The sequence below is a fragment of the Nocardioides sp. Root140 genome, from assembly GCF_001426745.1.
Classification (GTDB): domain Bacteria; phylum Actinomycetota; class Actinomycetes; order Propionibacteriales; family Nocardioidaceae; genus Nocardioides.
This window is the reverse complement of sequence record NZ_LMFI01000010.1, coordinates 409,358-435,678: the sequence shown is the minus strand read 5'-3', so window position 1 is coordinate 435,678 and position 26,321 is coordinate 409,358. Positions and strand designations below refer to the sequence as shown.

Here is a 26,321-nt window from a genome sequence, read left to right as displayed (position 1 = left end):
CGGTTGAAGGCATGTGAGCGGGGTAGGAGGCGGCCATGCGCGCTCACATCGCCACATTGGTGGCTGCCGTCCTCATCCCGCTCGTCTCGGGGTGCTCCAGCACTCCGTTCGACGACGGCGAGCGGGACGCCCGGGTCGGCGAGGTGTTCGCGGTCGCCGGTGAGGTCGAGGGCCACCCCGTCGACGTGGTCCTGCCCGTCGGGAGCTACGACTTCGTGGTGAGCAGCCCGCACGAGGAGACCGGCCGACCGGCCGCCGTGGTGGGGGAGGAGGTGTCGCCCAAGGCCGCCAACGGCCGTGCGTTCGTCGACGTCGGCTACGCCAGGCACCGCATGGACGGCGACGTCTGGATGCTCCAGCCGCAGGGCAACGAGCCAGTGCGGTTCTGGCTCGAGTACGACGGCAAGCGGGCGATGCTCGACGGTGAGAGCAGCTATTCGTGGGTCGTGGCGGTCCCCGAGGATACGGAGATCCGGCTGGTCGCCAAGTTCGACGGCCGAGAGATCAGCATCGACCCCTACGACCAGGTAATGAAGTCCTTCGACGGCGACGTCTACGAAGGCGCGCTGCCGCACCTGACCGACCACCACTGCGCGCCCTACCAGGGAGTGCGCGCCAGTCAGGGCGCGGAGTTCAGTGGCGGGGAGTGCCAGGTCGAGGTGCTCGACCCGGTGCCGTGGTTCCAGCCGGCCGGGAGCACCGGATGGGCGCCCCGGGGTTCGAAGTGGGTGCTGGCCAGGGTCACCGTCGAGATCAACGGCTACTTCTCCGGCGATCACCAGGGCCAGTACGTGCGGCGGGAGACCGAGTACGGCGAGCCGACGTACACGCTCGACGGGAAGGCACCGAGGGCCATGTTCGACGGTGACTTCAACCAGATCCAGTCACGCACCGACGACATGACCGTGTACGACACGCGCTGGCTGCTCTTCCGGGTCGCGGACGACACGGACGACGCGACCCTGAGGCTCCGCCTCACCTACAGCGGCGTGCCCGAGGACTCCGGATCGGGTGCGCCCAGGGTCGACTACACGCTCAAGCGCGCCATCGACGTGCGCTTCACCTGATCAACGGCATCGCGGGTGAGTCGGTGCCCTGCCCGAAGGGCTGCACCAGCAGGGCCGTGCCCTCGCCGGCGACGCGGGTCATCACCAGCGTCGCCTCCTGCTCGCCGTGCAGGTCCAGGCGCTTGCGCAGCTGTTCGGGCACCACGTCGACGCCGCGCTTCTTGATGGTGAGTCGCCCGATGCCGCGTTCGCGGAGTGCGGCCTTGAGTGGCTTCTCGCGGTAGGGGAGCGTCTCGAGCACCTGGTAGCCGCGGGCGAACGGCGAGCGGAACGACGTGTCGGAGGTGACGTAGGCGATGTGCTCGTCGAGCAGCCCGCCGTCGACACCGGCCGCGACCGCAGTGACCAGGCCGGCCCGGATCACCGCGCCGTCAGGCTCGTAGAGGAACGCGCCGAGCTCGCGCACCGGTCGCTCGCGGCCGTCGTACGGGTCGTCCTCCTCGGTGATCGAGGCCAGGCCGCCGCTGCCGATCACCGTGGCCCGGCGCCGGGCCGTGGCGAGGTACGACGACCAGAGGGCGGCCTCCTTGACCTCGCCGGCCTCGCTGACCCACTCCGCCTCGACGGACTCGGGCACCAGGTCGTGCGGGATGCCGGGGGCGACCTTGACGACGGACGCGCGCTCGAGCAAAGAGGTGACGAACGACCACGGGGGAGTCCAGCCCTCGGCGTCGAAGACCCGGCCCCGTGCACCACGACGCGCGGGATCGGCGAAGACCGCACCGAAGCCGGAGAGGTCCAGGGTCGTCCCGTCGGCGACCTGGACCGCGCCGGGCAGCCCGAGTGCGGCCAGGTTGGCCTCGGCGACCGCCACCCGCACCGGGTCGAGGTCGACCCCGGCCACGGTCAGTCCCGCACGGGCGAACGCGATCAGGTCGCCGCCGATGCCGCACCCCAGGTCGATCACGCTCTCCGGAGCGGCCGCGGCGAGTCGGGCCGCACGATGGGTGGCGACCCGGGTGCGGGTGGCCTGCTCGAGGGCGTCCGGGGTGAAGTACATGCGCACGGCGTCGTCGCCGAACTTCGGCACCGCCTTGATCCGCAGGCCCACCTGGGTGAGGGCGGCGGCGGCGCGGTCGGGGTCCGACTCGATCTTGCGGACGGCGGCGGCTGAGCGCACGGGGTCGCCGTCGTGGTCGGCGTACGCGTGAGAAGCCCGGTCCAGCAGGCGCTGTCCGTCGTCGGTCAGCAGCCAGCGGAAGGCATCGAGATCCATGCCCGCAGTCTGGCAGGCCGGTGCCGGGTCACCGAGCACGGACTCTTCGGGACGAAACGGAGATCTCGTGCCACAGTTCTCCCCGGAGGAGAGGGAGCGGGCTCCCTGGAGCGAGGGAGCGGCATGGCGAAACTGACGAGGGCGACGAAGGTCTGGCTGGCCGTCTGCCTGGTGGTCCTGGTGGCGATCGTGGGCACGATCTGGTGGACCAACCGCGACACCCGTGCGCGTGCGGAGGTCGGGCAGGTGCTGCCGATGGCGCCCGACGACGTGACGCCCGACTCGGTGCCCCTGGCGCTGCCCTGGGCAATTGCCCGGCTGCGCCTGGGTGATCCCGTGGACGACCTGCCCGCGACGAAGCTGGCCAGCACCCCCGACGTACGCCCGCCCGAGGGCGGCTCGTTCGTGCCGGTGGTCGTCGAGCTCCGGGCGGAGGGGGTGCGCGCCGTGCCGACGACGAAGGTCGGCGCCACGTTCCCGGTGCCCGAGCTCACCCTCGTCGCGGACGGCGCCGAATACCCCCTCACCGGCTTCGGTGACGGCCTGCAGCCGAGGGATGGCCTGGTGCTGGGGCCGCGAACGGTCTATGTGGCGGTCGACGGCACCCCTGAGGAGCTGTCCCTGCGCGTCGCTGTCGACGGCGAGACCCAGACCGTGGGCGCCGACGGCGACCTCGAGGCGGGCCGCTTCGCGCCGTTGTACGACGCCGCGGCGCCGGGCAAGGAGTTCAGGGGCGACTGTGGTCCGGCCATGTGGGCGCCGGGCTTCTCCTCCGAGGGCGACGAGCCGACCTGCCGGTTGCTCGTGCCGCTCCGGGTGCCGTACGCCGCGGGGCTCGGCTGGGCCCCCGAGGGCAAGGAGTGGTTCGTGGCCGGAGTGGCCTGGCGTCGACCCGCCCGGGTCGGGTTCCAGGCACCGGCCGGCCGCCTGGTCTACACCGCCGACTCCCTCGGCAGGGCCACGCTGAGGATCGACGGGCAGGAGCCCGCGGCGACCTATTTCCTCAACGAGACCGCGGGTGGTGCGGCGATCCACGACGTCGACGACCCGCTGGTCGCCGTACTCGCCGTGCCGGAGGGCGGCGACGAGGAGCACGTGGTCGACGTCGCCGGCCGTTGGCCGGTGAGCGTGCTCGGTGAGGGGTCGCCGGACGAGCTGACGGCGCGTCTCTCGTGGAAGATCCGCTGGCAGGCTCAGAAGGACTGACCCCGTTGCTGGCACTCCATTGAGGAGAGTGCTAGCGTCTGTTCTGGCACTCTCGGCATGAGGGTGCCAGCGCTTGCAACTGGTGCGACCCCCGCGACGGCGTACCGCCTGCAGGCTCAAACTTCCCGACGGGCCCGGTCCCGGAGCCCGTCGTTCCGTGTGTTTCATCAAGTGGAGAAAGCGGAGGTCGATCCGAAGTGTCGATCAACATCAAGCCTCTCGAGGACCGGATCATCGTCAAGCAGCTCGAGGCCGAGCAGACCACGGCCTCTGGCCTGGTCATCCCCGACACCGCCAAGGAGAAGCCCCAGGAGGGCGAGGTCGTGGCGGTCGGTCCGGGTCGCATCGACGACAACGGCAACCGCGTCGCCATCGACGTGGCCGCTGGCGACAAGGTCATCTACAGCAAGTACGGCGGCACCGAGGTCAAGTACGGCGGCGAGGAGTTCCTGATCCTGTCCGCCCGCGACGTCCTCGCCATCGTTTCCTGACCCACCTGGCATCCCGGCCGGCGGCGTTGCCGTCGGTCGACGACCGCTCCGCACCACAGGTCGCCTTCCCTCCGACGCCTTGCCGGCCGGGCGCCAGCTGAGTCAGATCCAAGACAGGAGTAGCAATGCCGAAGATTCTTCAGTTCGACGAGGACGGCCGCCGTTCGCTCGAACGCGGCGTCGACAAGCTCGCCAACGCGGTCAAGGTGACGTTGGGCCCCAAGGGTCGCTACGTCGTCCTCGACAAGAAGTGGGGCGCGCCGACGATCACGAACGACGGTGTCACCGTCGCTCGCGAGATCGAGTTGGACGACCCGTTCGAAAACCTCGGTGCGCAGCTGACCAAGGAAGTTGCCACCAAGACCAACGACGTCGCCGGTGACGGTACGACGACCGCCACCGTGCTCGCCCAGGCGATGGTGCACGAGGGCCTGCGGGCAGTTGCCGCGGGCGCCAACCCGATGGGTCTCAAGCGCGGCATGGACGCCGCGGCCGAGGCCGTCGGCAACGCGCTGCTCGAAGCGGCGCGCGACGTCGACTCCAAGGAGGACATGGCCTCGGTCGCCACGATCTCCTCGCGTGACGCCCACATCGGCGAGCTGCTCGCCGAGGCGTTCGACAAGGTCGGCAAGGACGGCGTCATCACCGTCGACGAGTCCAACACGATGGGCACCGAGCTCGAGTTCACCGAGGGGATGCAGTTCGACAAGGGCTACATCTCGCAGTACTTCGTGACCGACCCCGAGCGCATGGAAGCCGTCCTTGAGGACCCCTACATCCTGCTGCACCAGGGCAAGATCTCCGCGATCGCGGACCTGCTCCCGCTGCTGGAGAAGGTCATCGCCGCGGGCAAGCCGCTCTTCATCCTCGCCGAGGACGTCGACGGCGAGGCGCTCTCGACCCTGGTCGTGAACAAGATCCGCGGCACCTTCAACGCGGTCGCCGTCAAGGCTCCCGCGTTCGGTGACCGTCGCAAGGCCATGCTCGAGGACATCGCGATCCTCACCGGTGGCCAGGTCGTCGCCCCCGAGATCGGCCTCAAGCTCGACCAGGTCGGCCTCGAGGTGCTCGGCCAGGCGCGTCGCGTGGTGATCACCAAGGACAACACCACGATCATCGACGGGTCCGGCGAAGCCGCTGCCGTCGAGGGCCGCGTCAACCAGATCAAGGCCGAGATCGAGAACTCCGACTCCGACTGGGACACCGAGAAGCTCCAGGAGCGTCTCGCGAAGCTGGCCGGTGGCGTGTGCGTGATCAAGGTCGGCGCCGCCACTGAGGTGGAGCTCAAGGAGAAGAAGCACCGCATCGAGGACGCCGTCTCCGCGACGCGCGCCGCAATCGAGGAGGGCATCGTCCCCGGCGGTGGCTCTGCCCTGATCCACGCGGTCTCCGTGCTGGAGAAGGACCTCGGCCTCACCGGTGACGAGGCGGCCGGCGTGCGCATCGTGCGCAAGTCCGCCGACGAGCCGCTGCGCTGGATCGCCGAGAACGGCGGTGTCAACGGCTACGTCGTCACCACCAAGGTCCGCGAGCTCGGTGTCGGCAACGGCTACAACGCCGCCACCGGCGAGTACGGCGACCTGGTCGCCCAGGGCGTGCTCGACCCGGTCAAGGTGACCCGCTCCGCGCTGGTCAACGCCACCTCGATCGCGGGCATGCTGCTCACGACCGAGACGTTGATCGTCGAGAAGCCCGAAGAAGAGGACGACGCCCCGGCCGCTGGCCACGGGCACGGCCACGGTCACTGATTCATCGGTTGCACAGCTTCATCGGTTTGCCACGGCGGCCCGTCACCCCTCACGGGGGTGGCGGGCCGTTCGTCGTCCGGTGTGCAGGACGTCGTGCGGACGTCCTGCGAACTGGCTGCCTGAGGCACCGAGACGCAGGACGTCGTGCCGGACGCCCTGCGGTCACCAGCGCCAGGGGTGCTCGCAGTCGGGGACGGGCACGTCGCGGTCGACGCTCTTCAGCACCCAGATCGGGTGGTCGCCACAGGCCTCGCCGTGGCGCTCGTAGCGCTCGGCAAGCAGTGCCTCGAGCTTCGGCTGGCCGACACCGTTCCACGAGTCGAAGTCGACCCAGCCGACGAACCACGTCGGCGCCCGGTCGCTGCGCATCAGCGACATCAGCTCGCTGAGGTCGGGGTCGTTGCCGCGCATCGGGAGGCTCCACAGGTGTTCGTACGGCGAGCTGAGGCCCGACGCGAACACGATGTCGGAGCGGCCGCCGTAGACCACGATGGTGTCGCCGGGCTCGGAGACGCGCTTGATCGCCTGGCCGGTGTAGATCTCCGTGGGCGGCTCGGCACCGGACGCGCTCTTGGCCACCCAGCCGACGATCGAGACCAGGCACGAGAGCGCCGCGATCCCGACCAGGAACTGCATCACCCGACCGCGCACTCCGGGGGCGCCGGCCACCAACGCGGCACACAGCACCACGGTCGGCACGATGCCGAGCAGGTAGGGGCGCCAGTAGCTGCCGCCAAGGACGACGCCGGCGCCGTCGACGACGAGCACGGCGAGCGCGGCCAACGTCACCGCCGGATGGGTGCGCCAGGCGTGCCGGATGTTGACCAGGAACCACGCGATGATGAAGGCCATGCCGGTGGCCACGAAGATGATCGCCAGCTGCCGGGCCCGGCCTAAGGGGGCTCCCGCCGACTCGTTGGAGATCACGTCGAGAGCGTGGGACCGGAAGCCGTAGACGGCGTACCAGAGGGTCTCCAGGTGTACGCCGTAGGCGAGGCACCAGGCGATCGTCAGGCCGAGGGGGATCGCCGCGCCGGCCAGTGCAGCGCCGGCGAGCCGGCCGAAGTCGGGCCAGCTGATCTCCTTGCGCACCGCCGAGGTGAGCAGCACGACGCCGCCGAAGGCCAGGCCGGTGGCCATGTTCTGCTTGAGCCCGATCGCCAGCATGCCGAGCAGGCCGGCACCCCCGGCGAGCAGGATCGCCTTGCGTGGTGCGGCATCGAGCAGGCGCAGTGCCTCGAGGGCGAGCCAGAAGCTGGCGACCACGATCGGGATGCCGAGGATCTCGCCCTTGGCCGCGACCGAGTCGATCATCGTGTTGGTGGTCACCGCGGCCGTCGCCACCGCCGTCCAGCGCGCCGAACGCTCACCGGCCACGAGGTACGCCGTACGCGCGGCTGCGACCACCAGGAGGGCACACCCCAAGGCAGCGACGACCCGGATGAAGAGCGGCCCGCCGATCATGTCGGAGAGCTTGATCAGCGCGATCAGCGGCGGAGGGCGGTCCACCCAGTAGGTGCCGTAGAGGCTGTCCGGCTCGGGGTGCCAGGCACGGGCGACGAGGGTGAATCCCGCCTCGTCGGGGCGGATCGGCCACAGCATTCCCGGAAACCTGAGGAGCATCGCCAGCACGGCGGCGCCGCCCACCAGTCGCTTGGTGCCGATCTCGGGCACGCTCCAGCGCGTCGGAGTCGTCATGGGAACACCCTGCCACCCCGGCACCGCCGGGCGTCCGACCCATGCCGGGTCGTGGGCGAGGTCACCTGTCGACCAGTCGGACCACGACGCCGGCGTGGTCGGAGGGCCACAATCCGGTGACCTCGTCGCGTGCCGCGCCGGTGGCTCCCAGCACAGTTCCCCGGTCGGCGACCACTCCGCGCCGGCTCCGGGCGAAGACGAAGTCGAGGCGGTGGTCCATCACGCCCGGCCCGTCGTCGAGCAGGTTGCTCGCCGTACAGCACGTGTGGCCGGGGCCGCCGGACGGCACGGTGAGCCACGTGTCGACGAAGCCGGCTCCGGTGAGCCCGCGGTAGGGCATCGAACGGCGCCCTGCCATCGGGTCGGAGTTGCAGTCGCAGACGACCACGACCGGTCCGCGGCTCGCGGCCGGTCCGTCGAGCAGTTCGCGGACCTGGTTGCGTCCCACACGCGGGTCGCCGACCTCGAGGTGGGTGTTGATGAAGCGAACCCGTTGCCCGGCGTTCTCCACGTCGACCCAGGTGTGGCCCCGGGTGAAGTCGACGAGGCGGCCGGGTAGCCGCATCCGGACGCGGGAGGTGAAGTGCTCCCTGCCCCGGTCGACGACCGTGAGCCCGTCGCGTACGCGCACGAGCACGACGTCCCGCAGGGTCAGCCGGACGTCACGACCGGGTTCCGACCTCGTGCGGTAGCCAGGAAACTCCAGGTCCAGCTCGCCCAGGGAGCTGACCACGAGGTAGTCGTGGTCGAGGGAATCGAGCTCCGCCATCAGGATCCGCAGGAAGTCGAGATCGACCGAGACTGCGTTCGGCACGCCCACGAGGTCGGGCTCCCGTGGCCCGCTGCGCCACAGGGCCACCTCCTGGAGTCCGACCAGGTCGGGGTCGTGGCGGGCGATCTCGGCGGCGATGAGACGGGCCCGGGTCCGGAACCGGGTCGTCGCGACGAGGCTCCGCACCTCGTGCATCGCGCGGGCGGTGGCATCGATCCTCGCCCTTGGCGATCCTGCTGCCTGGGCTGCCGCGAAGATCGGGAACACGTCGGTCCCGAGGAACAGGTTGCGCGTCATCACGGTCACGGGGTGGCCGAGCTCGGCGTGGCCGCGGGCCGCCTCGCTCGAGAACAGGGCCGAGAAGAGCGCCGGCACGGTGAGCAGTACGGCGAGCGCGCCTGCAACGGCGACGCGAATGATCGGCATGTGTGTCCCCCCGGAAAAGCCAGGCAGAAAGATATCCCCTCACGGCCCGGGGAATGGCGTCGGGTGGCGTTTTCCTCGGCGAAACAAGCGCGCATCAACCGGGCAACATCGCCGGGTCATGCTGGGTCCTCCCGGGGCGCCCCGACGGCGTGGCGCCCCGGGACCAGACATCTGAACGAGAGGGGGACCGTCATGTTGTGGCGCGTTCGCATGACCCTGCCCGACCGCCCCGGAGCCCTGGCCGTCCTGGCCGCCAACTGCGGCGACCAGGGCGTCAACATCATGGGCCTCCAGATCTTCCCCGGCATCGAGTCGGTGACCGACGAGCTGGTGCTGCGCTGCCCCGACCACTGGGGCCTGCCCGACATCGCGGAGCTCGTCGAGAGCTCCGGGGGCGAGTCGGTCTCGGGTGCGCCGTGCACCGAACAGGCCCTGGTCGACCAGCCGGCCCGGTACGTGCAGGCGGCCCGCACGATCCTGGACCAACCCGCGGCCTTCCCCGAGGTGGTCGCGCGGTTGTTCGACGCCGAGTCCGACCCGGCGGAGGACGCACTCGCCGTGGTGCAGGACGTGATGGAGATGCAGGTCGGCGAGGTCCAGGTGCAGGTGCGGCGTACGGCGCCGTTCACCGCGACCGAGCACGCCCGCGGGTCTGCGATGGCCGACCTGGTCAGTGACGTGCTGGCCCGCGGCCGGCTCGAGGTCTCGCCGCTGCGGCCGAACCCGAGTCGGCGTCTCGGCGGCGGCGCCAACCCGGCGTACGTCGTCGAGGAGGGTGTGGTCACCGCCCGGGTGGAGGGCGCTGTCGTCGCCGTGGCCAGTCTCGGGGTCGCCGGACCCGATGGCGCGGTTCCGGTGAGCCTGCGGGTGGACCCTGCATGGCAGCGTCGGGGGATCGGCACCCGGCTGCTCATCGATGTCGGTCGCCTCGCCAACGCCAATGGAATCCACGACGTCGTGCTGACCACGCGGGTGGACAACCAGGCCGTGCTGCCGATGGTCCTGGCGGCCGGGCTCAAGGGCCGGATCCGGATGTCGGCCGACGTGTTGACCGTCCGGATCCCGGTGCACGATCTCAAGCCGCTCCCGGCTTAGGTGGTTGCTTCGGCGTGTCGATACGATGTGCAAGTGGAGCTCCCTGACAAGTTCGCAGCCCTTGGCCTGACCTACGACGACGTGCTGTTGCTGCCGGGGGAGTCCGACATGGCTCCCTCCGACATCGACACCACCTCGCGCCTGACCCGCGAGATCTCCCTGAAGGTGCCGCTGGTCTCCGCGGCCATGGACACCGTCACGGAGTCCCGCATGGCGATCGCGATGGCCCGCGAGGGCGGCATCGGCGTGCTGCACCGCAACCTGTCGCTGCAGGACCAGGCCTACCAGGTCGACCTCGTCAAGCGGACCCAGACCGGCATCATCTCCAACCCGGTGACGATCGGCCCCGACGCGACGCTCGAGGAGCTCGACCGCATCTGTGGCGAGTACCGCGTCTCCGGGCTGCCCGTGGTCGACACCGACAACAAGCTGCTGGGCATCATCACCAACCGCGACCTGCGCTTCACCCCGGTCGCGGAGTGGGCCACCACCAAGGTCGACGAGGTGATGACCACCAGCCCGCTGTTCACCGGCCCGGTGGGCATCTCCCGCGAGGACGCCACCGCCCTGCTGCGCCAGAACAAGCGCGAGCGGCTGCCGCTGGTCGACGAGGACGGCCGCCTCGGCGGTCTGATCACGGTCAAGGACTTCGTGAAGTCGGAGCAGTTCCCCAACGCCTCCAAGGACGCCGACGGCCGCCTCATGGTCGGTGCCGCGATCGGCTACTTCGGCGACGCCTGGGAGCGGGCCACCACGCTGATCGACGCCGGGGTCGACGTGCTCGTCGCAGACACCGCCCACGGTCACGTGCAGCTCCTGCTCGACATGGTGCGTCGGCTCAAGACCGACCCGGCCACGAAGCACGTCCAGGTCATCGGCGGCAACGTCGCCACCCGGGCCGGCGCCCAGGCGTTCGTCGACGCCGGTGCCGACGCGGTCAAGGTCGGCTTCGGCCCCGGCTCCATCTGCACGACGCGGGTGGTCACCGGATGCGGCGTACCGCAGGTCACCGCCGTCTACGAGGCCTCACTGGCCTGTGCCCCGGCCGGTGTGCCCGTGATCGCCGACGGCGGGCTCCAGCAGTCCGGCGACATCGCCAAGGCGATCGTGGCCGGCGCCGAGACGGTGATGCTCGGCTCGCTGCTGGCCGGGTGCGAGGAGTCGCCGGGCGAGCTGGTCTTCGTCAACGGCAAGCAGTTCAAGGCCTACCGCGGCATGGGCTCGCTGGGTGCGATGAGCAGCCGTGGCAAGAAGTCCTACTCCAAGGACCGCTACTTTCAGGCCGAGGTGACCAGCGACGACAAGATCGTGCCCGAGGGCGTCGAGGGCCAGGTCGCGTACCGCGGCCCGCTCTCCGCGGTCGCGCACCAGTTGGTCGGCGGGCTCAACCAGTCGATGTTCTACATCGGGGCGCGCACCATCCCCGAGCTCCACGAGAAGGGGAAGTTCGTGCGGATCACCTCGGCCTCCCTCAAGGAGAGCCACCCCCACGACATCCAGATGACCGTCGAGGCCCCCAACTACAACCGCTGACCGTCCCTTCTGCCGCGAACCGTGGATTCTTGATGCGCGAGCCGTGGGTTTTTGATGCGCGAACCGGCAATTCTTGTTGCCGCGACCTGCCGATAGGCTGTGCCGGTGACTGAGATCGAGATCGGCAAGGCCAAGCGCGCCCGACGGGCGTACTCCTTCGATGACATCGCCATCGTGCCCTCGCGGCGCACGCGCGACCCCGAAGAGGTCAGCGTGGCCTGGCAGATCGACGCCTACCGTTTCGAGCTGCCGGTGCTGGCCGCGCCGATGGACTCCGTGATGTCCCCCGAGACCGCGATCGCGTTCGGCAAGCACGGCGGCCTGGGCGTGCTCGACCTCGAGGGCCTCTGGACGCGCTACGACGACCCGATGCCGCTGCTCGACGAGGTGGCCGCCCTGCGCGGCATCGAGGCCACCCGGCGCATGCAGGAGATCTACGCCGAGCCGGTCAAGGCCGAGCTGATCACCGCGCGCCTCAAGCAGGTGCGCGAGGCCGGGGTGACCGTGGCCGGGTCGCTCTCCCCGCAGCGCACCAAGGAGTTCGCCAAGGCCGTGGTCGACGCCGGCGTCGACATGTTCGTCATCCGCGGTACGACGGTCTCGGCCGAGCACGTCTCCTCGCAGGCGGAGCCGCTGAACCTCAAGGAGTTCATCTACGAGCTCGACGTGCCGGTGATCGTGGGTGGCTGTGCGACCTACCAGGCCGCGCTGCACCTGATGCGCACCGGCGCGGCCGGCGTACTCGTCGGGTTCGGCGGCGGAGCCGCACACACCACGCGCACGGTGCTCGGTGTGGCTGTGCCGATGGCCTCCGCGGTCGCCGACGTCGCGGCCGCACGCCGTGACTACATGGACGAGTCCGGTGGCCGCTACGTCCACGTCATCGCCGACGGATCCATCGGTCGCTCGGGAGACATCGCGAAGGCGATCGCCTGCGGTGCCGACGCTGTGATGGTCGGTTCGCCGTTCGCCCGCGCCGACGACGCACCCGGTCGCGGCTTCCACTGGGGCGCCGAGGCCTGGCACGGCAAGCTGCCCCGCGGCGAGCGGGTCGAGTTCGGCACGGTCGGCTCGCTCGAGGAGATCCTGTTCGGCCCCTCGCGGGTCGCCGACGGCACGATGAACCTGATCGGCGCGCTGAAGCGCTCGATGGCCACCACCGGCTACACCGAGCTCAAGGAGTTCCAGCGGGTCGAGGTCGTCGTCGAGTGACGTTGCTCGTCGCTGCGGCCCAGGCGGAGTCCGTTGCGGGCGACGTCACGGCCAACGGGGCGAAGGCCGCCCACCTGGTCGAGCTGGCCACGTCGCAGGGTGCGCGCCTCGTCGTACTCCCCGAAGCGTTCCTGACCGGCTACTCCGAAGCGGCCTTCGCCGGCGACGTGCCGTCGGAGGACTCGCTCGACGGCGACTGGCTGGAGCCGCTCAGAGCCGTCTCGCGCGAGGGTGACTGTGTCGTCGTCGTGGGTACGCCGCTGCGGCGTGCGAGCGCAAGGACCCTGTCCCTGTTGGTGATTCGACCGAGCGGCGAGGTGTCGGCGCCCTACGACAAGCAGCACCTGTCCGGCTACGAGAACGACCACTTCGTCGCCGGTGACCACGGCGCCTCGATCGTCGTCGACGGCATCGAGCTGGGCCTGAGCGTCTGCTACGACGGCTGCTTCCCCGAGCATGCCAGGGCTGCCGCCGACGACGGAGCGATCGGCTACCTCAACTCCGCGGCCTACTTCACGGGTGGCGAGCACCGACGCGACCTCTACTATCCAGCCCGCGCCCTGGACAACGGCATGTACGTCGTCTTCGCCGGCCTCACCGGACGCTGCGGCCCGGGCGAGTTCATCGGCGGATCGGCGGTCTACGACCCCGAAGGCCGGCCGTTGTCGCGCCTGGGCACCGAGCCCGGGGTGGCCCTTGCCGAGATCGATCCCGCGCTGGTGTGGGAGACCCGGTCGGCGCACCCGATGCACGCTGACCGTCGGTCGACCCTGGGCCCGCGTCTCCGGGCATGACCACGACAGCGCGGAACATCCCAGGCACCTGGTGACTGCGATGTTCCGTGTTGTCCCTGTGCCCACGATGCTCTTTGGCCGCCACACCTGGAACCGCCTGACAGACTGACCGCATGAGCCAGCCGAGTGCCCTCAGTCCCCACTCCCGCAACGACGCCCTCCGGGCCCTGGTCGCCACCGCCGACAACGGTGGTGAGCTCGACGTGCTCGTGGTCGGCGGGGGAGTCGTCGGCGCCGGCACGGCACTCGACGCGGTCACCCGAGGCCTCTCGACCGGACTGATCGAGCAGCGCGACTTCGCCTCGGGCACGTCGAGTCGCAGCAGCAAGCTGATCCACGGCGGCCTGCGCTACCTGGAGATGTTCGACTTCGGGCTGGTCCGCGAGGCGCTGGAGGAGCGTGGCCTCCTGCTCACCCGGTTGGCCCCGCACCTGGTCCGGCCGGTGCCGTTCCTCTACCCGCTGCACAAGACCATCGAGCGGCCGTACGTCGGCGCCGGGCTGGTGCTCTACGACGCGATGGCGATGGCCGGCAAGTACGACATGGGCGTGCCGAAGCACAAGCACCTCTTCCGCCGTCAGGTCGCCCGCATCGCGCCCGACCTCAAGACCGAGGAGCTGACCGGTGCGATCCGCTACTACGACTGCCAGGTCGACGACGCCCGACTGGTCATGACGATCGCCCGCACCGCGGCCACGCACGGCGCCCACGTGGCCACCCGCACCAAGGTGATCGGCTTCGTGCGCGAGGGCGAGCGGGTGATCGGCGTCCGCGCGATCGACCTCGAGACCGACCGCGAGTTCGAGGTGCGCGCCAGGGTCGTGGTCAACGCCGCGGGCGTGTGGACCGACGAGATCCAGGAGATGGTCGGCGGCCGCGGATCCCTCAATGTCCAGGCCAGCAAGGGGATTCACCTCGTCGTACCCCGCGATCGAATTCGCTCCGAGGCCGGCTTCATCACCAAGACCGAGAAGTCGGTGCTGTTCGTCATTCCGTGGGGACGGCACTGGATCATCGGCACCACCGACACCCCGTGGGACCTCGACAAGGCGCACCCCGCGGCGTCGAAGGCCGACATCGACTACCTGCTCACCCACGTCAACAGGATCCTCCGCGAGCCGCTCGACCACGACGACGTCGAGGGCGTGTATGCCGGACTGCGGCCACTGTTGAAGGGCGAGTCCGAGCCGACGTCGAGGATCTCCCGAGAGCACACCGTCGTGACACCGGTGCCAGGGCTGGTCATGATCGCCGGCGGAAAGCTCACGACGTACCGCGTGATGGCCCGCGACGCGATCGAGGCCGCCTCGCACTCACTGAAGACGACGGTGAACCTGACCGTGCGCGACTCGATCACCGACCGGGTGCCGTTGGTCGGTGCCGACGGGTTCGAGACGCGCTCCAACCAGCGGGTGCTGCTGGCTCGGCGCAGTGGGCTCCACGTGGCTCGTATCGACCACCTGCTCGGCCGGTACGGCGACCTCGTCGACGAGGTGCTCGCCCTGCTCGCCGAGCGCCCCGAGCTGCGGGTACCGCTCGAGGGCGCCGAGGACTACCTGGCCGGCGAGGTCGTCTACGCCGTGACCCACGAGGGAGCCCAGCACCTCGACGACGTGCTCACCCGCCGGACCCGCATCTCCATCGAGATGTTCGATCGGGGTGTGGCCGCCGCGCCGAAGGTGGCGTCGTTGATGGCCGGCGAGCTCGGCTGGGACGACGGACGCCGGGCCGACGAGGTCGACCACTACCTGCGCCGGGTCGAGGCCGAGCGGCAGAGCCAGGCCAAGCTCACCGACCAGGAGGCCGACGAGGCGCGGGTGCAGGTCCGCGACATCGTCTGACCCCGGCTTCGACGGCTTGGACGGGTGGGGCAGACTCCACGTCACGAACGAATAAATCCTTTCACGTGACCTCTGGCACGGAAAATCTTTCGTTGCTAGCCTGAATGAACAAGAATTCTCCGAAAGGAGACTTGGTTCGTCGTCGCGCCCAGGGTGGGACGACGGGCCCTGCCCGGACACCCCTTGGAGGAACGACAATGGCGTCGCGTTTCCGCGTCACTTATGCCACTCTCTCTGCCGACAACGACGACCTGCACGCCGCCTACGAGCAGGGACTGGAGACCGCGAGGTCCTGGTTCGGCAGCACCCTGCCGACGTACGTCGACGGGGAGGCGCGCACCAGCGGCGAGCTCTTCGACGTGCCCAGTCCGGTGGACACCTCGGTCGTGCTCTGCCACGTCCATGCGGCGACGACCGCCGACGTCGACGACGCGGTGGCCGCGGCCAGGGCCTACGGCGCCGAATGGGCCAGGATCCCGTGGCGGGAGCGCGTGGCCATCCTGCGCCGCGCCGGCGACCTGATCAGCGAGCGCTCCAACGAGCTGGCCGCCCTGATGAGCATGGAGGTCGGCAAGAACCGCCTCGAGGCGCTCGGCGACGTCGAGGAGTCCGCGGTGTTCTTCCGCTACTACTCCGACATGATGGAGAAGCACGACGGCTTCGACGTCGCGATGGACTCCATCGTCGATGCCGAGTCCAACCGCAGCGTGATGCGCCCGTACGGCGTGTGGGGCGTGATCAGCCCGTTCAACTTCCCGATGGCGCTGGCCGCCGGACCGACCGCCGGTGCCCTGGTCGCCGGCAACACCGTCGTGCTCAAGCCCAGCCCCCAGGGCACGTTCTCGGCGATCAAGCTCTACGAGTGCCTGCGCGACGCCGGCCTGCCCGCCGGTGCCTTCCACGTCGTCCCGGGCGGTGATGAGATCGGCAAGGCCGTGGTCGCCCACCCTGACGTCGCGGGCCTCTCGTTCACCGGCTCCTACGAGGTCGGCATGTCGATCTACAAGCAGTTCGCCACCGCCTTCCCGAAGCCAGTGGTCTGCGAGATGGGTGGCAAGAACCCGACCATCGTGTCCCGCAAGGCCGACATCGAGCTGGCGGCGGCCGGCATCGCCCGCTCTGCGTTCGGCTTCTCCGGCCAGAAGTGCTCTGCCTGCTCGCGGGTGTACGTCGAGCGGGACGCCTACGAGCCCTTGATGGCTGCCCTGGCCGAGAAGGCCACCGGCCTGGCACTCGGCAACCCGACCGACCGGGACGTGTTCCTCGGCCCGGTCATCGACGAGGCAGCGGTGGCTCGCTTCACCGAGGCCGTCGACCACGCCCGCTCGAACGGGCGTGTGGTGGCCGGCGGCGACGTGGTCGGCAAGAGCCCGGCCGGAGCGCTGGGCCACTACCTGGCGCCCACCGTCGTGACCGACCTGCCCACCGACGACAAGCTGTTCCGCGACGAGCTGTTCGTGCCGTTCGTGGCGGTGGCCCCGATCGACTCCATCGACGAGGGCCTGGCGCTGGCCAACGACACGGACCTCGGCCTGACCGCCGGGTTCTTCTCGGCCGACGACGCGGAGGTCCAGCAGTTCCTCGACACGATCGAGGCGGGTGTGGTCTACGTGAACCGCGCCGCGGGCGCCACGACCGGGGCGTGGCCCGGGGTCCAGCCGTTCGGCGGCTGGAAGGGCTCCGGCACCGCCGGCAAGGCCGGTGGCGGCCTCTACTACGTGCAGCAATTCCTTCGTGAACAGTCCAGGACGGTGGTGTCGTGATGACGCAGGTGGAGATGAACCCGACGTGGCTGGCCGACCGGCCGGTGCCCGACATCCGCACGGCGCTGCCCGGGCCCGAGGGGCAGAAGGTGCTCGACCGCGACGGCAGCGTGACCAGCCCGTCGCTGCCGCGGGCCTACCCGTTGGTGCCCGCCCGCGGACACGGCGCGGTCATCGAGGACCCTGACGGCAACCTCTTCCTCGACTTCAACGCCGGCATCGCGGTGAACTCCACCGGCCACTGCCACCCCCGCGTGGTGGAGGCGGTGCAGGCCCAGGCCGCCCAGCTGCTGCACTACTCGGCCAGCGACTTCTACCTGCCGATCTACTCCCAGATGTGCGAGGCGCTGGCCCGCACGCTGCCGATCTCGGGACCCAAGCGGGTCTTCCTGACCAACTCCGGTGCCGAGGCCGTCGAGGGCTCGATCAAGCTCGCGCGCTATGCCACCGGTCGCCCCTACGTGATCAGCTTCTACGGCGCGTTCCACGGCCGCACCTACGGCGCGGTCAGCCTGACCGCCTCGAAGGCGAAGTACCACACGGGCTTCGGGCCGCTGCTGCCCGGCGTGCTGCACGCGCCGTACGCCTTCAGCGAGCGTGACCCCGAGACCGGTGCCCGCGTGCACGACGAGGACGCCACCTTCGACTACCTCGAGAACACGCTGTTCCGCTACGAGGTGTCGCCGACCGAGGTGGCCGCGATCTTCCTCGAGCCGGTGCAGGGCGAGGGCGGCTACATCGTGCCGCCCGCGGCGTGGGTGCAGCGGCTGCGTGAGGTCTGCGACCGCCACGGCATCCTGCTGGTCGCCGACGAGGTGCAGTCCGGCATGGGCCGCACCGGCAAGATGTGGGCGATCGAGCTGGCCGACGTCGAGCCCGACGTCATCATCAGCGCCAAGGGCATCGCCTCCGGCCTACCTCTGGGCGCGTTCGCGGCGAAGGCGGAGCTGATGGAGAAGTGGGGCGCCGGTGCGCACGGGTCGACGTACGGCGGCAGCCCGGTCGCCTGCGCGGCCGGCCTGGCCACCCTGGAGACGATCCAGTCCGAGGGACTGGTCGAGAACGCCACGAAGATCGGCGAGGAGCTGGTCCCCGGGCTCAAGGCCCTGCAGTCCCGGTTCCCGAAGATCATCACCGACGTCCGCGGTGTCGGGCTCATGCTCGGCGTCGAGTTCCGCACGCCCGAGCAGGCCGCCGACGTGCAGCAGCGCGCCTTCGAGCAGGGCCTGCTGGTCCTGGAGTGCGGCGAGAGCACGATCCGGATGTCGCCCCCGCTGGTGGTCACGCCCGAGCAGGCGCAGACCGCGCTGCGGATCTTCGGCGACTCGGTGGCCGCGGTCGCGGAGTGAGCAAGCACGTCTTCTCGCGCGGCGGTGACCGGCTCCCGGTCGCCGCCCGCGGGAGCGGCGCGGAGATCTTCGACACCGACGGCCGCCGCTACCTCGATGGCTCCGGGGGCGCGATCGTGGTCGGCATCGGCCACGGAGTCACCGAGGTCGCCGACGCGATCGCCGAGCAGGCCCGGGCCATCGCCTACGCACACGGCACCGCCTTCACCTCCGACTCCCTCGAGGCGTACGCCGAGGAGCTGGCACCGCTGCTCCCGATGGACGACCCGCGGATCTACCCCGTCTCCGGCGGGAGCGAGGCGGTCGAGACCGCACTGAAGATGGCTCGGGCCTTCCACCTGGCGCGCGGCGAGGACCGGCACGTCGTCATCGGACGGGCCGGTGCCTACCACGGCAACACCCGCGGAGCCCTCGACGTCTCCGGCCGACCCGGCCTGCGGGCGCCGTACCTCCCGTGGCTGGGGGCGGCCGAGCACACCACGACGCCCTACGAGTTCCGCTGCCCGTTCCCCGACAGCCACCCCGACGGTTGCGGGACCCGGCACGCCCAGGCACTCGACACGCTGATCGAGCAGACCGGCCCCGAACGAGTGGCCGCGTTCATCGCCGAACCGGTCTCGGGCGCGGCACTCGGCGCCTGCGTGCCGCCGCCGGACTACTGGCCGGCCATCGCGGAGGTGTGCCGTCGGCACGGCGTGCTGTTGATCGCGGACGAGGTGATGACCGGGTTCGGCCGCACCGGCGCCTGGAACGGCTGCGACCACTTCGGGCTGCGCCCCGACCTGATGGTGCTGGCCAAGGGTGCTGCGTCGGGATACTGGCCGCTCGGCCTCGCGGTGGCCTCAGGCCGGGTGTACGACGCCCTCGCCGACGGTGGGTTCACGCACGGGTTCACCTACTCCCACCACGCGGTGGGGGCCGCGGCCGGACTCGCCGTCCTCCGCCGGCTGCGCGACCACGACCTGGTCCGCGCCTCGGCCGAACGTGGTGACCAGCTCGACGCCGCCCTGCGCACCGAGCTCGGGGACCACTCGGCCGTCGGTGACATCCGCGGACTCGGGCTGCTGCGTGGCATCGAGCTCGTGGCCGACCGCCGTACGTCGCAGCCGTTCGCCAGGTCCGAACGCGTCGTCGAACGCGTCGTCGCGGCCGGCAAGGAGCGAGGGGTGCTGCTCTATCCCTCGACCGGCTGTGCCGACGGCATCGACGGCGACCTGATCCTGCTCGGACCTCCGCTGGTGATCACGCCCGGGCAGACCGAGGAGCTGGCCGCCCTGGCCTCGTCCGCGATCCGCGACGTCCTCGGCTGACCGATCGACCTGTCGTGAGTTCTGATCGACCTGTCGCCAGTTCTGGAGCGCGCCCGGAACTGGCGACAGGTCGGCATGAACTGGCGACAGGTCGCCGAAATGGGGTGCACGATGTCCGACATTCGGGATTTACAAAAAGAATCAGAGTGTCAAGGGCATCCAATTGCTACTGAAGGGTAGTGAACGGATTGCCGGTCACCTAGGCTCGGTTCCATGAGCCAGCAGACCCCGCAGCCAGAGCCCCTCGTGGGTGGGCCTCACGACCCCGAGCACGACCCGAGTGCCGCCTACGCACTCGAACCCGACTACACGGCCGCGCTGACCCGGCGCATCGTGTCCACCTCGGGTGACTCGGTGCTGTCGGTCAGCCCGGTCAACGGCCAGCCCCTGGGCCACGTCCCGCAGTCGAGCGAGGACGACATCGTCGAGGCCTTCGCCCGTGCCCGCCGCGCGCAGGCCGCCTGGGCACGTACGTCGCTCGACCACCGCGCGGAGATCCTGTTGCGCCTGCACGACCTCGTGCTCGACCGCGAGGCGGAGATCATCGACCTGGCCGTCTGGGAGTCGGGCAAGGCCCGCAAGGACGCCTACCTCGAGGTCTACCACGTGGCCCTCACCGCGCGTTACTACGCGCGCACGATCCACCAGCACCTCGACACCCAGCGGCGCGCGGGCGTCGTACCAGGTGCCACGCGCATCGACCTGAACCGCGTGCCCAAGGGGGTCGTCGGCATCATCGCGCCGTGGAACTACCCGTTCACGATGGCGCTGTGCGACGGGTTGCCGGCGCTCGCAGCGGGCAACGCGGTGGTCACCAAGCCCGACAGCCAGACCATGCTGACCGCACTGCTCGGCGCCCAGCTTCTCGAGGAGGCCGGCTTCCCGAAGGACCTGTGGACCGTCGTCGCCGGTCCGGGTTCCCGGGTCGGCACCTCGCTGATCGCGAAGTCCGACTACGTCTGCTTCACCGGCTCGACGGCCACCGGCAAGCGGGTCGCCGCAGGGTGCGCGGAGCGCCTGATCGGCTGCTCGCTCGAGCTCGGCGGCAAGAACCCGATCCTGATCCTGCGCGACGCCTCGATCGAGAAGGCCGCCGAGGGCGCCGTCCGCGCGACCTTCTCCAACGCCGGGCAGCTCTGCGTCTCCACCGAGCGCCTGCTGGTCGCCGACCAGGTCTACGACCGGTTCGTCGAGCGCTTCGTGGCGCGCACGAAGGCGATGGTGCTCGGCCCGGGCCACGAGTGGGCCACCGACATGGGCTCGCTGATCTCGCAGGCCCAGCTCGACACGGTCACCGCCCACGTCGACGACGCCGTCGCCAAGGGCGCCACGGTGCTCGCCGGTGGCAAGGCACGGCCCGACCTCGGCCCCTACTTCTACGAGCCGACGATCCTCGAGGGCGTCACGCCCGACATGACCTGTTTCGGCAACGAGACCTTCGGCCCGGTCATCTCGGTCTACCGCTTCCACGACGAGACCGAGGCGATCGCGAAGGCCAACGAGGGCGACTACGGCCTCAACGCCGCGATCTACAGCCAGGACGGCAAGCGGGCCCGCGCGATCGCCCGCGAGATCAAGTGCGGCACGGTCAACGTCAACGAGGCGTACGGCGCCACCTTCGCCAGCGTCGACGCGCCGATGGGCGGCATGCGCCAGTCGGGCATGGGCCGTCGTCAGGGTGCCGAGGGCATCCACCGCTACACCGAGCCCCAGTCGGTCGGGACCCAGCGGGTCTGGGGATTCCGCCCGGTCAAGGGCATGTCCAACGAACTGTTCGCCAAGACGCTCACGGCCAGTGCGCGTCTCATGAAGAAGACGGGCCGCGCATGACGCACTACGACGTACTCATCATCGGATCCGGCTTCGGTGGCTCGGTCTCGGCGCTCCGGCTGACCGAGAAGGGCTACAAGGTCGGTGTGCTCGAGGCCGGTGCCCGCTTCGAGGACGACGACCTGCCGAGCACCTCCTTCGACCTGAAGAAGTACCTCTACATGCCGGCCGCCGGCATGTACGGCATCCAGCGCATCGACATGGTCAAGGACTGCCTGATCCTGGCCGGCGCGGGTGTCGGCGGTGGGTCCCTGGTCTACGCGAACACCCTCTACGAACCCCTCGACGCGTTCTACCGCGACAAGTCGTGGTCGCACATCACCGACTGGAAGGCCGAGCTGGCGCCGTACTACGACCAGGCCAAGCGCATGCTCGGCGTCGTCGAGAACCCGCTGATGACCGCCTCCGACCGGGTGATGAAGCAGGTCGCCGACGAGATGGGCGTGGGCGACACGTTCCACCCGACCCCCGTCGGCGTCTTCTTCGGTGGCCCGGGCCAGCCGAGCCACAAGGCCGTGGCCGACCCGTTCTTCGGTGGTGCCGGCCCCGACCGCAACCCGTGCAAGAACTGCGGTGAGTGCATGACCGGCTGCCGCCACAACGCGAAGAACACGCTGGTCAAGAACTACCTCTACCTGGCCGAGCAGAACGGTGCCGTCGTACACCCGCTTACCACGGTGACCCGGGTCCGCCCGCGTCGCCTCGGCGGCTACGAGATCCAGGCCCGCTGGACCAAGGCCAAGCTCTCCCGCAAGTCTGCGGTGAAGACCTTCACCGCCGACCAGGTGATCTTCGCCGCCGCAGCCCTCGGCACGCAGAAGCTGCTGCACCAGCTCAAGGGCGAGGGCGACCTGCCCTACATCTCCGACCGCCTCGGTGTGCTGACCCGCACCAACTCCGAGGCGATCCTGGGTGCCCTGGCACCCGACCGCTCGACCGACTTCACCCACGGCGTGGCGATCACGTCGTCGTGGCACCCCGACGAGCACACCCACATCGAGCCGGTCCGCTACGGCAAGGGCAGCAACGCGATGGCGATGATGCAGACCGTGCTGGCCGACGACACCGGCACCGAGCCGCGCTGGCGCACCTGGCTCAAGGAGCTCTGGAAGCAGCGCAGGCAGGCCCTCGACCTCTACGACATGAAGCACTGGTCCGAGCGCACCGTGATCGCCCTGGTCATGCAGACCCTCGACAACTCGATCACCACCATCGGCAAGAAGACGCCGTTCGGCTGGCGGATGAGCTCCAAGCAGGGTCACGGCGAGCCGAACCCGACGTACATCCCGGTCGCCTACGACGCCGTACGCCGGATGGCCGACGTGATGGGCGGTACGCCGGGAGGCAACGTGGGGGAGCCGTTCAACGCGCCGCTGACCGCGCACTTCATCGGTGGCTGCACCATCGGCGACTCGCCGGAGAGCGGGGTCGTCGACGCCTACCAGCGCATCTACAACTACGAGGGCCTGCACATCGCCGACGGCTCCGCGATCTCGGCGAACCTGGGCGTGAACCCGTCGCTGACGATCACGGCGCAGGCGGAGCGGGCGATGTCGTTCTGGCCGAACAAGGGCGAGGCCGACACCCGCCCCGCGATGGGTGCGGCCTACTCGCGGATCGCCCCGGTGCAGCCGGCGCACCCGGTCGTCCCCGAGTACGCCCCCGGCGCGCTGCGGCTGCCGATCGTCGGCGTCAGCTGACTCCACCGCCGGATCTGACGGTTTGCACCCCCTCAGACGGGGTGCAAACCGTCAAAACGGGCGTGCCCGAGCCGACGGGCTGGAAAGTTTTGAAGAATTGCGTGGTTCGGGCGTAACCCGCCCCCACGGCCCTCGTTGAGGTGTGTGGGTCCGACAGTCATGCTCCCTCCCACGTCGGGCCCCATGTCCAAGCTCTGTCCAGCAGATGCATGGACGATCAGGGCCCGACCACCCTCCCTCCCCGGTCGGGCCCTGATGCGTTCCCGGACCATTTCAGAACGGCGCACCATTTCGGAGCGGCCGCGGATGGTCGATAGGATCCCGCCATGACCGGTCCCGCGCACAGCCCGCACGAGCACGATCTCGTCCTCGTCGTCGATTTCGGGGCGCAGTACGCCCAACTGATCGCCCGTCGTGTGCGTGAGGCCCGGGTCTACTCCGAGATCGTGCCGCACACGCTGCCGGTCGCGGAGATCCTGGCCCGCAAGCCGAAGGCGATCATCCTCTCCGGCGGGCCCTCCTCGGTGTACGCCGAGGGCGCTCCCGGCATCGATGCCGACCTCTTCGCGTCCGGCGTACCCGTCTTCGGCATGTGCTACGGCTTCCAGCTGATGGCCAAGAGCCTGGGCGGCGAGGTCTCGCACACCGGGGCCCGCGAATACGGCCGTACGCCGGTCCGCGTCACCGCTCCGGGCACCCTCCTGTCCGACATCCCCGCCGAGCACAAGGTGTGGATGTCCCACGGAGACTCCGTGACCGCCGCGCCGGCCGGGTTCGACGTGCTCGCCTCGACCGACGTCACCCCGGTGGCCGCCTTCGAGAACCTGGAGAAGCGCCTCGCCGGCGTGCAGTGGCACCCCGAGGTGCTGCACAGCGAGCACGGCCAGCAGACCCTCGAGCACTTCCTGCACGACATCGCCGGCTGTCGCCAGACCTGGACGATGGTCAACGTCGTCGAGGAGCAGGTCGAGCGGATCCGCAATCAGGTCGGTGACGCCCGCGCGATCTGCGCCCTCTCCGGAGGCGTCGACTCCGCGGTGGCCGCGGCCCTGGTCCAGCGCGCCATCGGCGACCGCCTGACCTGCGTGTACGTCGACCACGGCATGATGCGCAAGGGCGAGACAGCGCAGGTGCGTCGCGACTTCGAGGAGGTCTTCGACACCCTCGACGTGGTCGACGCCGAAGACCAGTTCCTCGGTGCGCTGGCCGGTGTGCGCGACCCCGAGGAGAAGCGCAAGATCATCGGGCGCGAGTTCATCCGCACCTTCGAGGACGCAGAGGTGCGGGTCTTCGGCTCGCTGTCCGACGACGAGCGCGGCGACACGGCGTACCTCGTGCAGGGCACGCTCTACCCCGACGTCGTCGAGTCCGGCGGCGGTGCCGGCACCTCCACGATCAAGTCGCACCACAACGTCGGCGGGCTGCCGGAGGACCTCCAGTTCGAGCTGGTCGAACCGCTGCGCACGCTGTTCAAGGACGAGGTCCGGTCAGTGGGGGAGCAGCTCGGTCTGCCTTCCACGATGGTGTGGCGCCAGCCGTTCCCCGGACCAGGCCTGGGCATCCGCATCATCGGCGAGGTCACCCGCGAGCGCCTCGACATCCTGCGTGAGGCCGACGCGATCGCCCGCGAGGAGCTCACCCGTGCCGGCCTCGACCGTCAGGTCTGGCAGATGCCGGTGGTGCTGCTGGCCGACGTACGCTCCGTGGGCGTGCAGGGCGACGGCCGCACCTACGGCCACCCGATCGTGCTGCGCCCCGTGACCTCCGAGGATGCGATGACCGCCGACTGGGCGCGCATCCCCTACGAGGTGCTCGAGACGATCTCGACCCGCATCACCAACGAGGTGGCCGAGATCAACCGGGTCACCCTCGACGTGACCTCGAAGCCCCCGGGCACCATCGAGTGGGAGTGACCAACCGGGGGTTCTTGCGCTTCGAACCGTGGATTCTTGGTGACCGGACGTCAATGATCCACGGTTCGAGCATCAAGAATCCACGGTTCGCGTCAGACGTGGAGCTCGGTTCGGTCGGAGGCCAGGAGTACGGCGCCGACCAGTGAGGCCCGCTCGCCGAGCACGCCGGCCTCGACCGGAGTGCTCGCGGCGGTGTCGAGCGCGTGCCGGCGCAGGCCGACCCGCACCGAGTCGAGCAGCAGGTCGCCGGCGCGGGCCATGTCGCCGCCGATCAGCACGATGTCGGGATTGAGCAGGTTCACCACGGACGCGACGCCCCAGCCCACGTGCAGACCGGCGTCCTCGAAGGTGCGCAGCGCGGAGACGTTGCCCTCGCGGGCCGCGGCAATGATGTCGTCGATCGACGCGTCGGGGAACTGGCCGACCAGGAGATCCTGCACGGCGCCGACGGACGCGTAGGCCTCGAGGCAGCCACGGCTGCCGCACCGGCAGACCGGGCCCTGGGCGTCGAGGGTGAGGTGGCCGATCTCGCCCGCGCTGCCGGAGGACCCACGGAACAGTCGGTCCTCGAGGATCACGCCGGCGCCGACGCCTGACGAGATCTTGATCAGCACCGAGGTGGCGTGGTCGCGCGCCGCGCCCTGGCGGTGCTCGGCCAACGCCGCGAGGTTGGCGTCGTTCTCGATGTGCACCGGGCTGTCGAAGGCGGCTGTCGCCACCTCTCGGGCGTTCACGCCGACCCAGCCGGGCAGGATCGCCGACGAGCGGACGAGCCCGGCGACGATCGGTGCAGGCAGGCCCATCCCGATGTTGCGGACAGGCTCGTCGATGCCGGCCTCCTCACACAGCTCGGTCATCAGGCTCCGGGCCAGGGTGAGGCCCTCGTCATGGGTGTGGGCCGGGTCGAGGGGCTGGCGGCGCTCGGCGATGACGTTGCCGGCCAGGTCGCCCAGCCCCACCGAGAGGTGACTGTGCCCGAAGTCGACCCCGGCCACCACGCCGGCGGCCCGGGCGATGCGGATCGTCGTGCCCCGCCGGCCGCTGCCGGGTTCGGTGGACACGAGCCCGGCGCCGGCGAGGTCGCGGACGATGTTGGACACGGTCGCGGGGGCGAGCCCGGTGATCCGGGCCAGCTCGGCCTGGGTCAGGGGTGCGCCGTCCGCCGGGACGCCGCCGATGCGGCCACGGAGTACGTCGACCACGCGCAGCTGGTTCGCCGTACGCAGCGACGACGTCGAGCCGGGATGGTGCGCGGCAGGTGTCTCGGGCGGCATGGGTGAACCTTCTGACATCGCAACGCTTGTCGTCAAGAGAAGCGTCCAAATTGCTCAATGTTGCAACTTGGAACGATTTTGCG

The 26,321-nt window shown here is 70.0% G+C and carries 19 protein-coding genes; 15 read left to right on the top strand and 4 right to left on the bottom strand.

The window, feature by feature from the left end; all coding sequences use genetic code 11:
• Positions 1-35 precede the first annotated feature (35 nt).
• Entirely contained in the window at positions 36-1,067 is a 1,032-nt protein-coding gene (locus ASD30_RS12435) for a hypothetical protein (protein WP_056681630.1), read from the top strand.
• Here the strand turns inward: ASD30_RS12435 and ASD30_RS12430 are convergent.
• Entirely contained in the window at positions 1,060-2,283 is a 1,224-nt protein-coding gene (locus tag ASD30_RS12430) for a class I SAM-dependent methyltransferase (protein WP_056684896.1), read from the bottom strand. The two genes, ASD30_RS12435 and ASD30_RS12430, sit on opposite strands and share 8 nt — an antisense overlap.
• Before the next feature lie 123 nt (positions 2,284-2,406).
• Between ASD30_RS12430 and ASD30_RS12425 the strand changes: the two genes are divergently transcribed.
• From ASD30_RS12425 to groL, 3 genes are all read left to right on the top strand, one after another.
• Positions 2,407-3,489, top strand: coding sequence for a hypothetical protein (locus ASD30_RS12425; RefSeq protein WP_056681629.1), 1,083 nt, complete (start codon positions 2,407-2,409; stop codon positions 3,487-3,489).
• Positions 3,490-3,686: 197 nt separating this feature from the next.
• On the top strand, positions 3,687-3,980 hold the full coding sequence (groES, locus tag ASD30_RS12420) for a co-chaperone GroES (protein ID WP_056681628.1): 294 nt from the start codon (positions 3,687-3,689) through the stop codon (positions 3,978-3,980).
• A gap of 125 nt (positions 3,981-4,105) precedes the next feature.
• Positions 4,106-5,728, top strand: a complete 1,623-nt coding sequence (gene groL / locus ASD30_RS12415; protein ID WP_056681627.1) for a chaperonin GroEL — start codon at positions 4,106-4,108, stop codon at positions 5,726-5,728.
• 162 nt (positions 5,729-5,890) lie between these two features.
• Here groL and ASD30_RS12410 read toward each other — a convergent pair whose 3' ends face one another.
• On the bottom strand, positions 5,891-7,426 hold the full coding sequence (locus ASD30_RS12410; protein WP_056681626.1) for a hypothetical protein: 1,536 nt from the start codon (positions 7,424-7,426) through the stop codon (positions 5,891-5,893).
• Between the two features lie 61 nt (positions 7,427-7,487).
• On the bottom strand, positions 7,488-8,624 hold the full coding sequence (locus tag ASD30_RS12405; protein WP_056681625.1) for an endonuclease/exonuclease/phosphatase family protein: 1,137 nt from the start codon (positions 8,622-8,624) through the stop codon (positions 7,488-7,490).
• A gap of 210 nt (positions 8,625-8,834) precedes the next feature.
• Between ASD30_RS12405 and ASD30_RS12400 the strand changes: the two genes are divergently transcribed.
• From ASD30_RS12400 to guaA, 11 genes are all read left to right on the top strand, one after another.
• Complete coding sequence (locus ASD30_RS12400; RefSeq protein WP_235532581.1) at positions 8,835-9,719, top strand: GNAT family N-acetyltransferase; 885 nt, start codon at positions 8,835-8,837, stop codon at positions 9,717-9,719.
• Positions 9,720-9,752: 33 nt separating this feature from the next.
• The gene (guaB, locus tag ASD30_RS12395; protein WP_056681623.1) at positions 9,753-11,252 is read left to right on the top strand and encodes an IMP dehydrogenase; all 1,500 of its coding nucleotides are present in this window, start codon (positions 9,753-9,755) and stop codon (positions 11,250-11,252) included.
• Positions 11,253-11,357: 105 nt separating this feature from the next.
• Entirely contained in the window at positions 11,358-12,464 is a 1,107-nt protein-coding gene (locus ASD30_RS12390; protein WP_056684893.1) for a GuaB3 family IMP dehydrogenase-related protein, read from the top strand.
• Positions 12,461-13,258 (top strand): carbon-nitrogen hydrolase family protein, encoded by a 798-nt coding sequence (locus ASD30_RS12385; RefSeq protein WP_056681622.1) that lies wholly within the window; start codon positions 12,461-12,463, stop codon positions 13,256-13,258. Before ASD30_RS12390 ends, ASD30_RS12385 begins: the two co-directional genes overlap by 4 nt.
• 113 nt (positions 13,259-13,371) lie before the next feature.
• Entirely contained in the window at positions 13,372-15,099 is a 1,728-nt protein-coding gene (locus ASD30_RS12380; RefSeq protein WP_056681621.1) for a glycerol-3-phosphate dehydrogenase/oxidase, read from the top strand.
• 197 nt (positions 15,100-15,296) lie between these two features.
• Positions 15,297-16,862: an aldehyde dehydrogenase family protein gene (locus ASD30_RS12375; RefSeq protein ID WP_056681620.1), complete on the top strand. Its 1,566-nt coding sequence runs from the start codon at positions 15,297-15,299 to the stop codon at positions 16,860-16,862.
• Positions 16,862-18,211 carry an aminotransferase class III-fold pyridoxal phosphate-dependent enzyme gene (locus ASD30_RS12370; protein WP_056681619.1) on the top strand — a complete coding sequence of 450 codons (1,350 nt, stop codon included), beginning with the start codon at positions 16,862-16,864 and terminating at the stop codon, positions 18,209-18,211. Before ASD30_RS12375 ends, ASD30_RS12370 begins: the two co-directional genes overlap by 1 nt.
• Positions 18,208-19,521 carry an aminotransferase family protein gene (locus ASD30_RS12365; protein WP_056681618.1) on the top strand — a complete coding sequence of 438 codons (1,314 nt, stop codon included), beginning with the start codon at positions 18,208-18,210 and terminating at the stop codon, positions 19,519-19,521. The genes ASD30_RS12370 and ASD30_RS12365 overlap by 4 nt, the downstream gene beginning before the upstream one ends.
• A gap of 213 nt (positions 19,522-19,734) precedes the next feature.
• Positions 19,735-21,351, top strand: a complete 1,617-nt coding sequence (locus tag ASD30_RS12360) for a succinic semialdehyde dehydrogenase (protein WP_056681617.1) — start codon at positions 19,735-19,737, stop codon at positions 21,349-21,351.
• Positions 21,348-23,051: a GMC family oxidoreductase N-terminal domain-containing protein gene (locus ASD30_RS12355; protein ID WP_056681616.1), complete on the top strand. Its 1,704-nt coding sequence runs from the start codon at positions 21,348-21,350 to the stop codon at positions 23,049-23,051. Before ASD30_RS12360 ends, ASD30_RS12355 begins: the two co-directional genes overlap by 4 nt.
• A 326-nt stretch (positions 23,052-23,377) precedes the next feature.
• Positions 23,378-24,964 carry a glutamine-hydrolyzing GMP synthase gene (guaA, locus tag ASD30_RS12350; RefSeq protein ID WP_056681615.1) on the top strand — a complete coding sequence of 529 codons (1,587 nt, stop codon included), beginning with the start codon at positions 23,378-23,380 and terminating at the stop codon, positions 24,962-24,964.
• Positions 24,965-25,056: 92 nt separating this feature from the next.
• On the opposite strand, the gene ASD30_RS12345 is transcribed toward guaA, so the two are convergent.
• The gene (locus ASD30_RS12345; protein WP_056681614.1) at positions 25,057-26,238 is read right to left on the bottom strand and encodes an ROK family transcriptional regulator; all 1,182 of its coding nucleotides are present in this window, start codon (positions 26,236-26,238) and stop codon (positions 25,057-25,059) included.
• Positions 26,239-26,321: the final 83 nt, after the last annotated feature.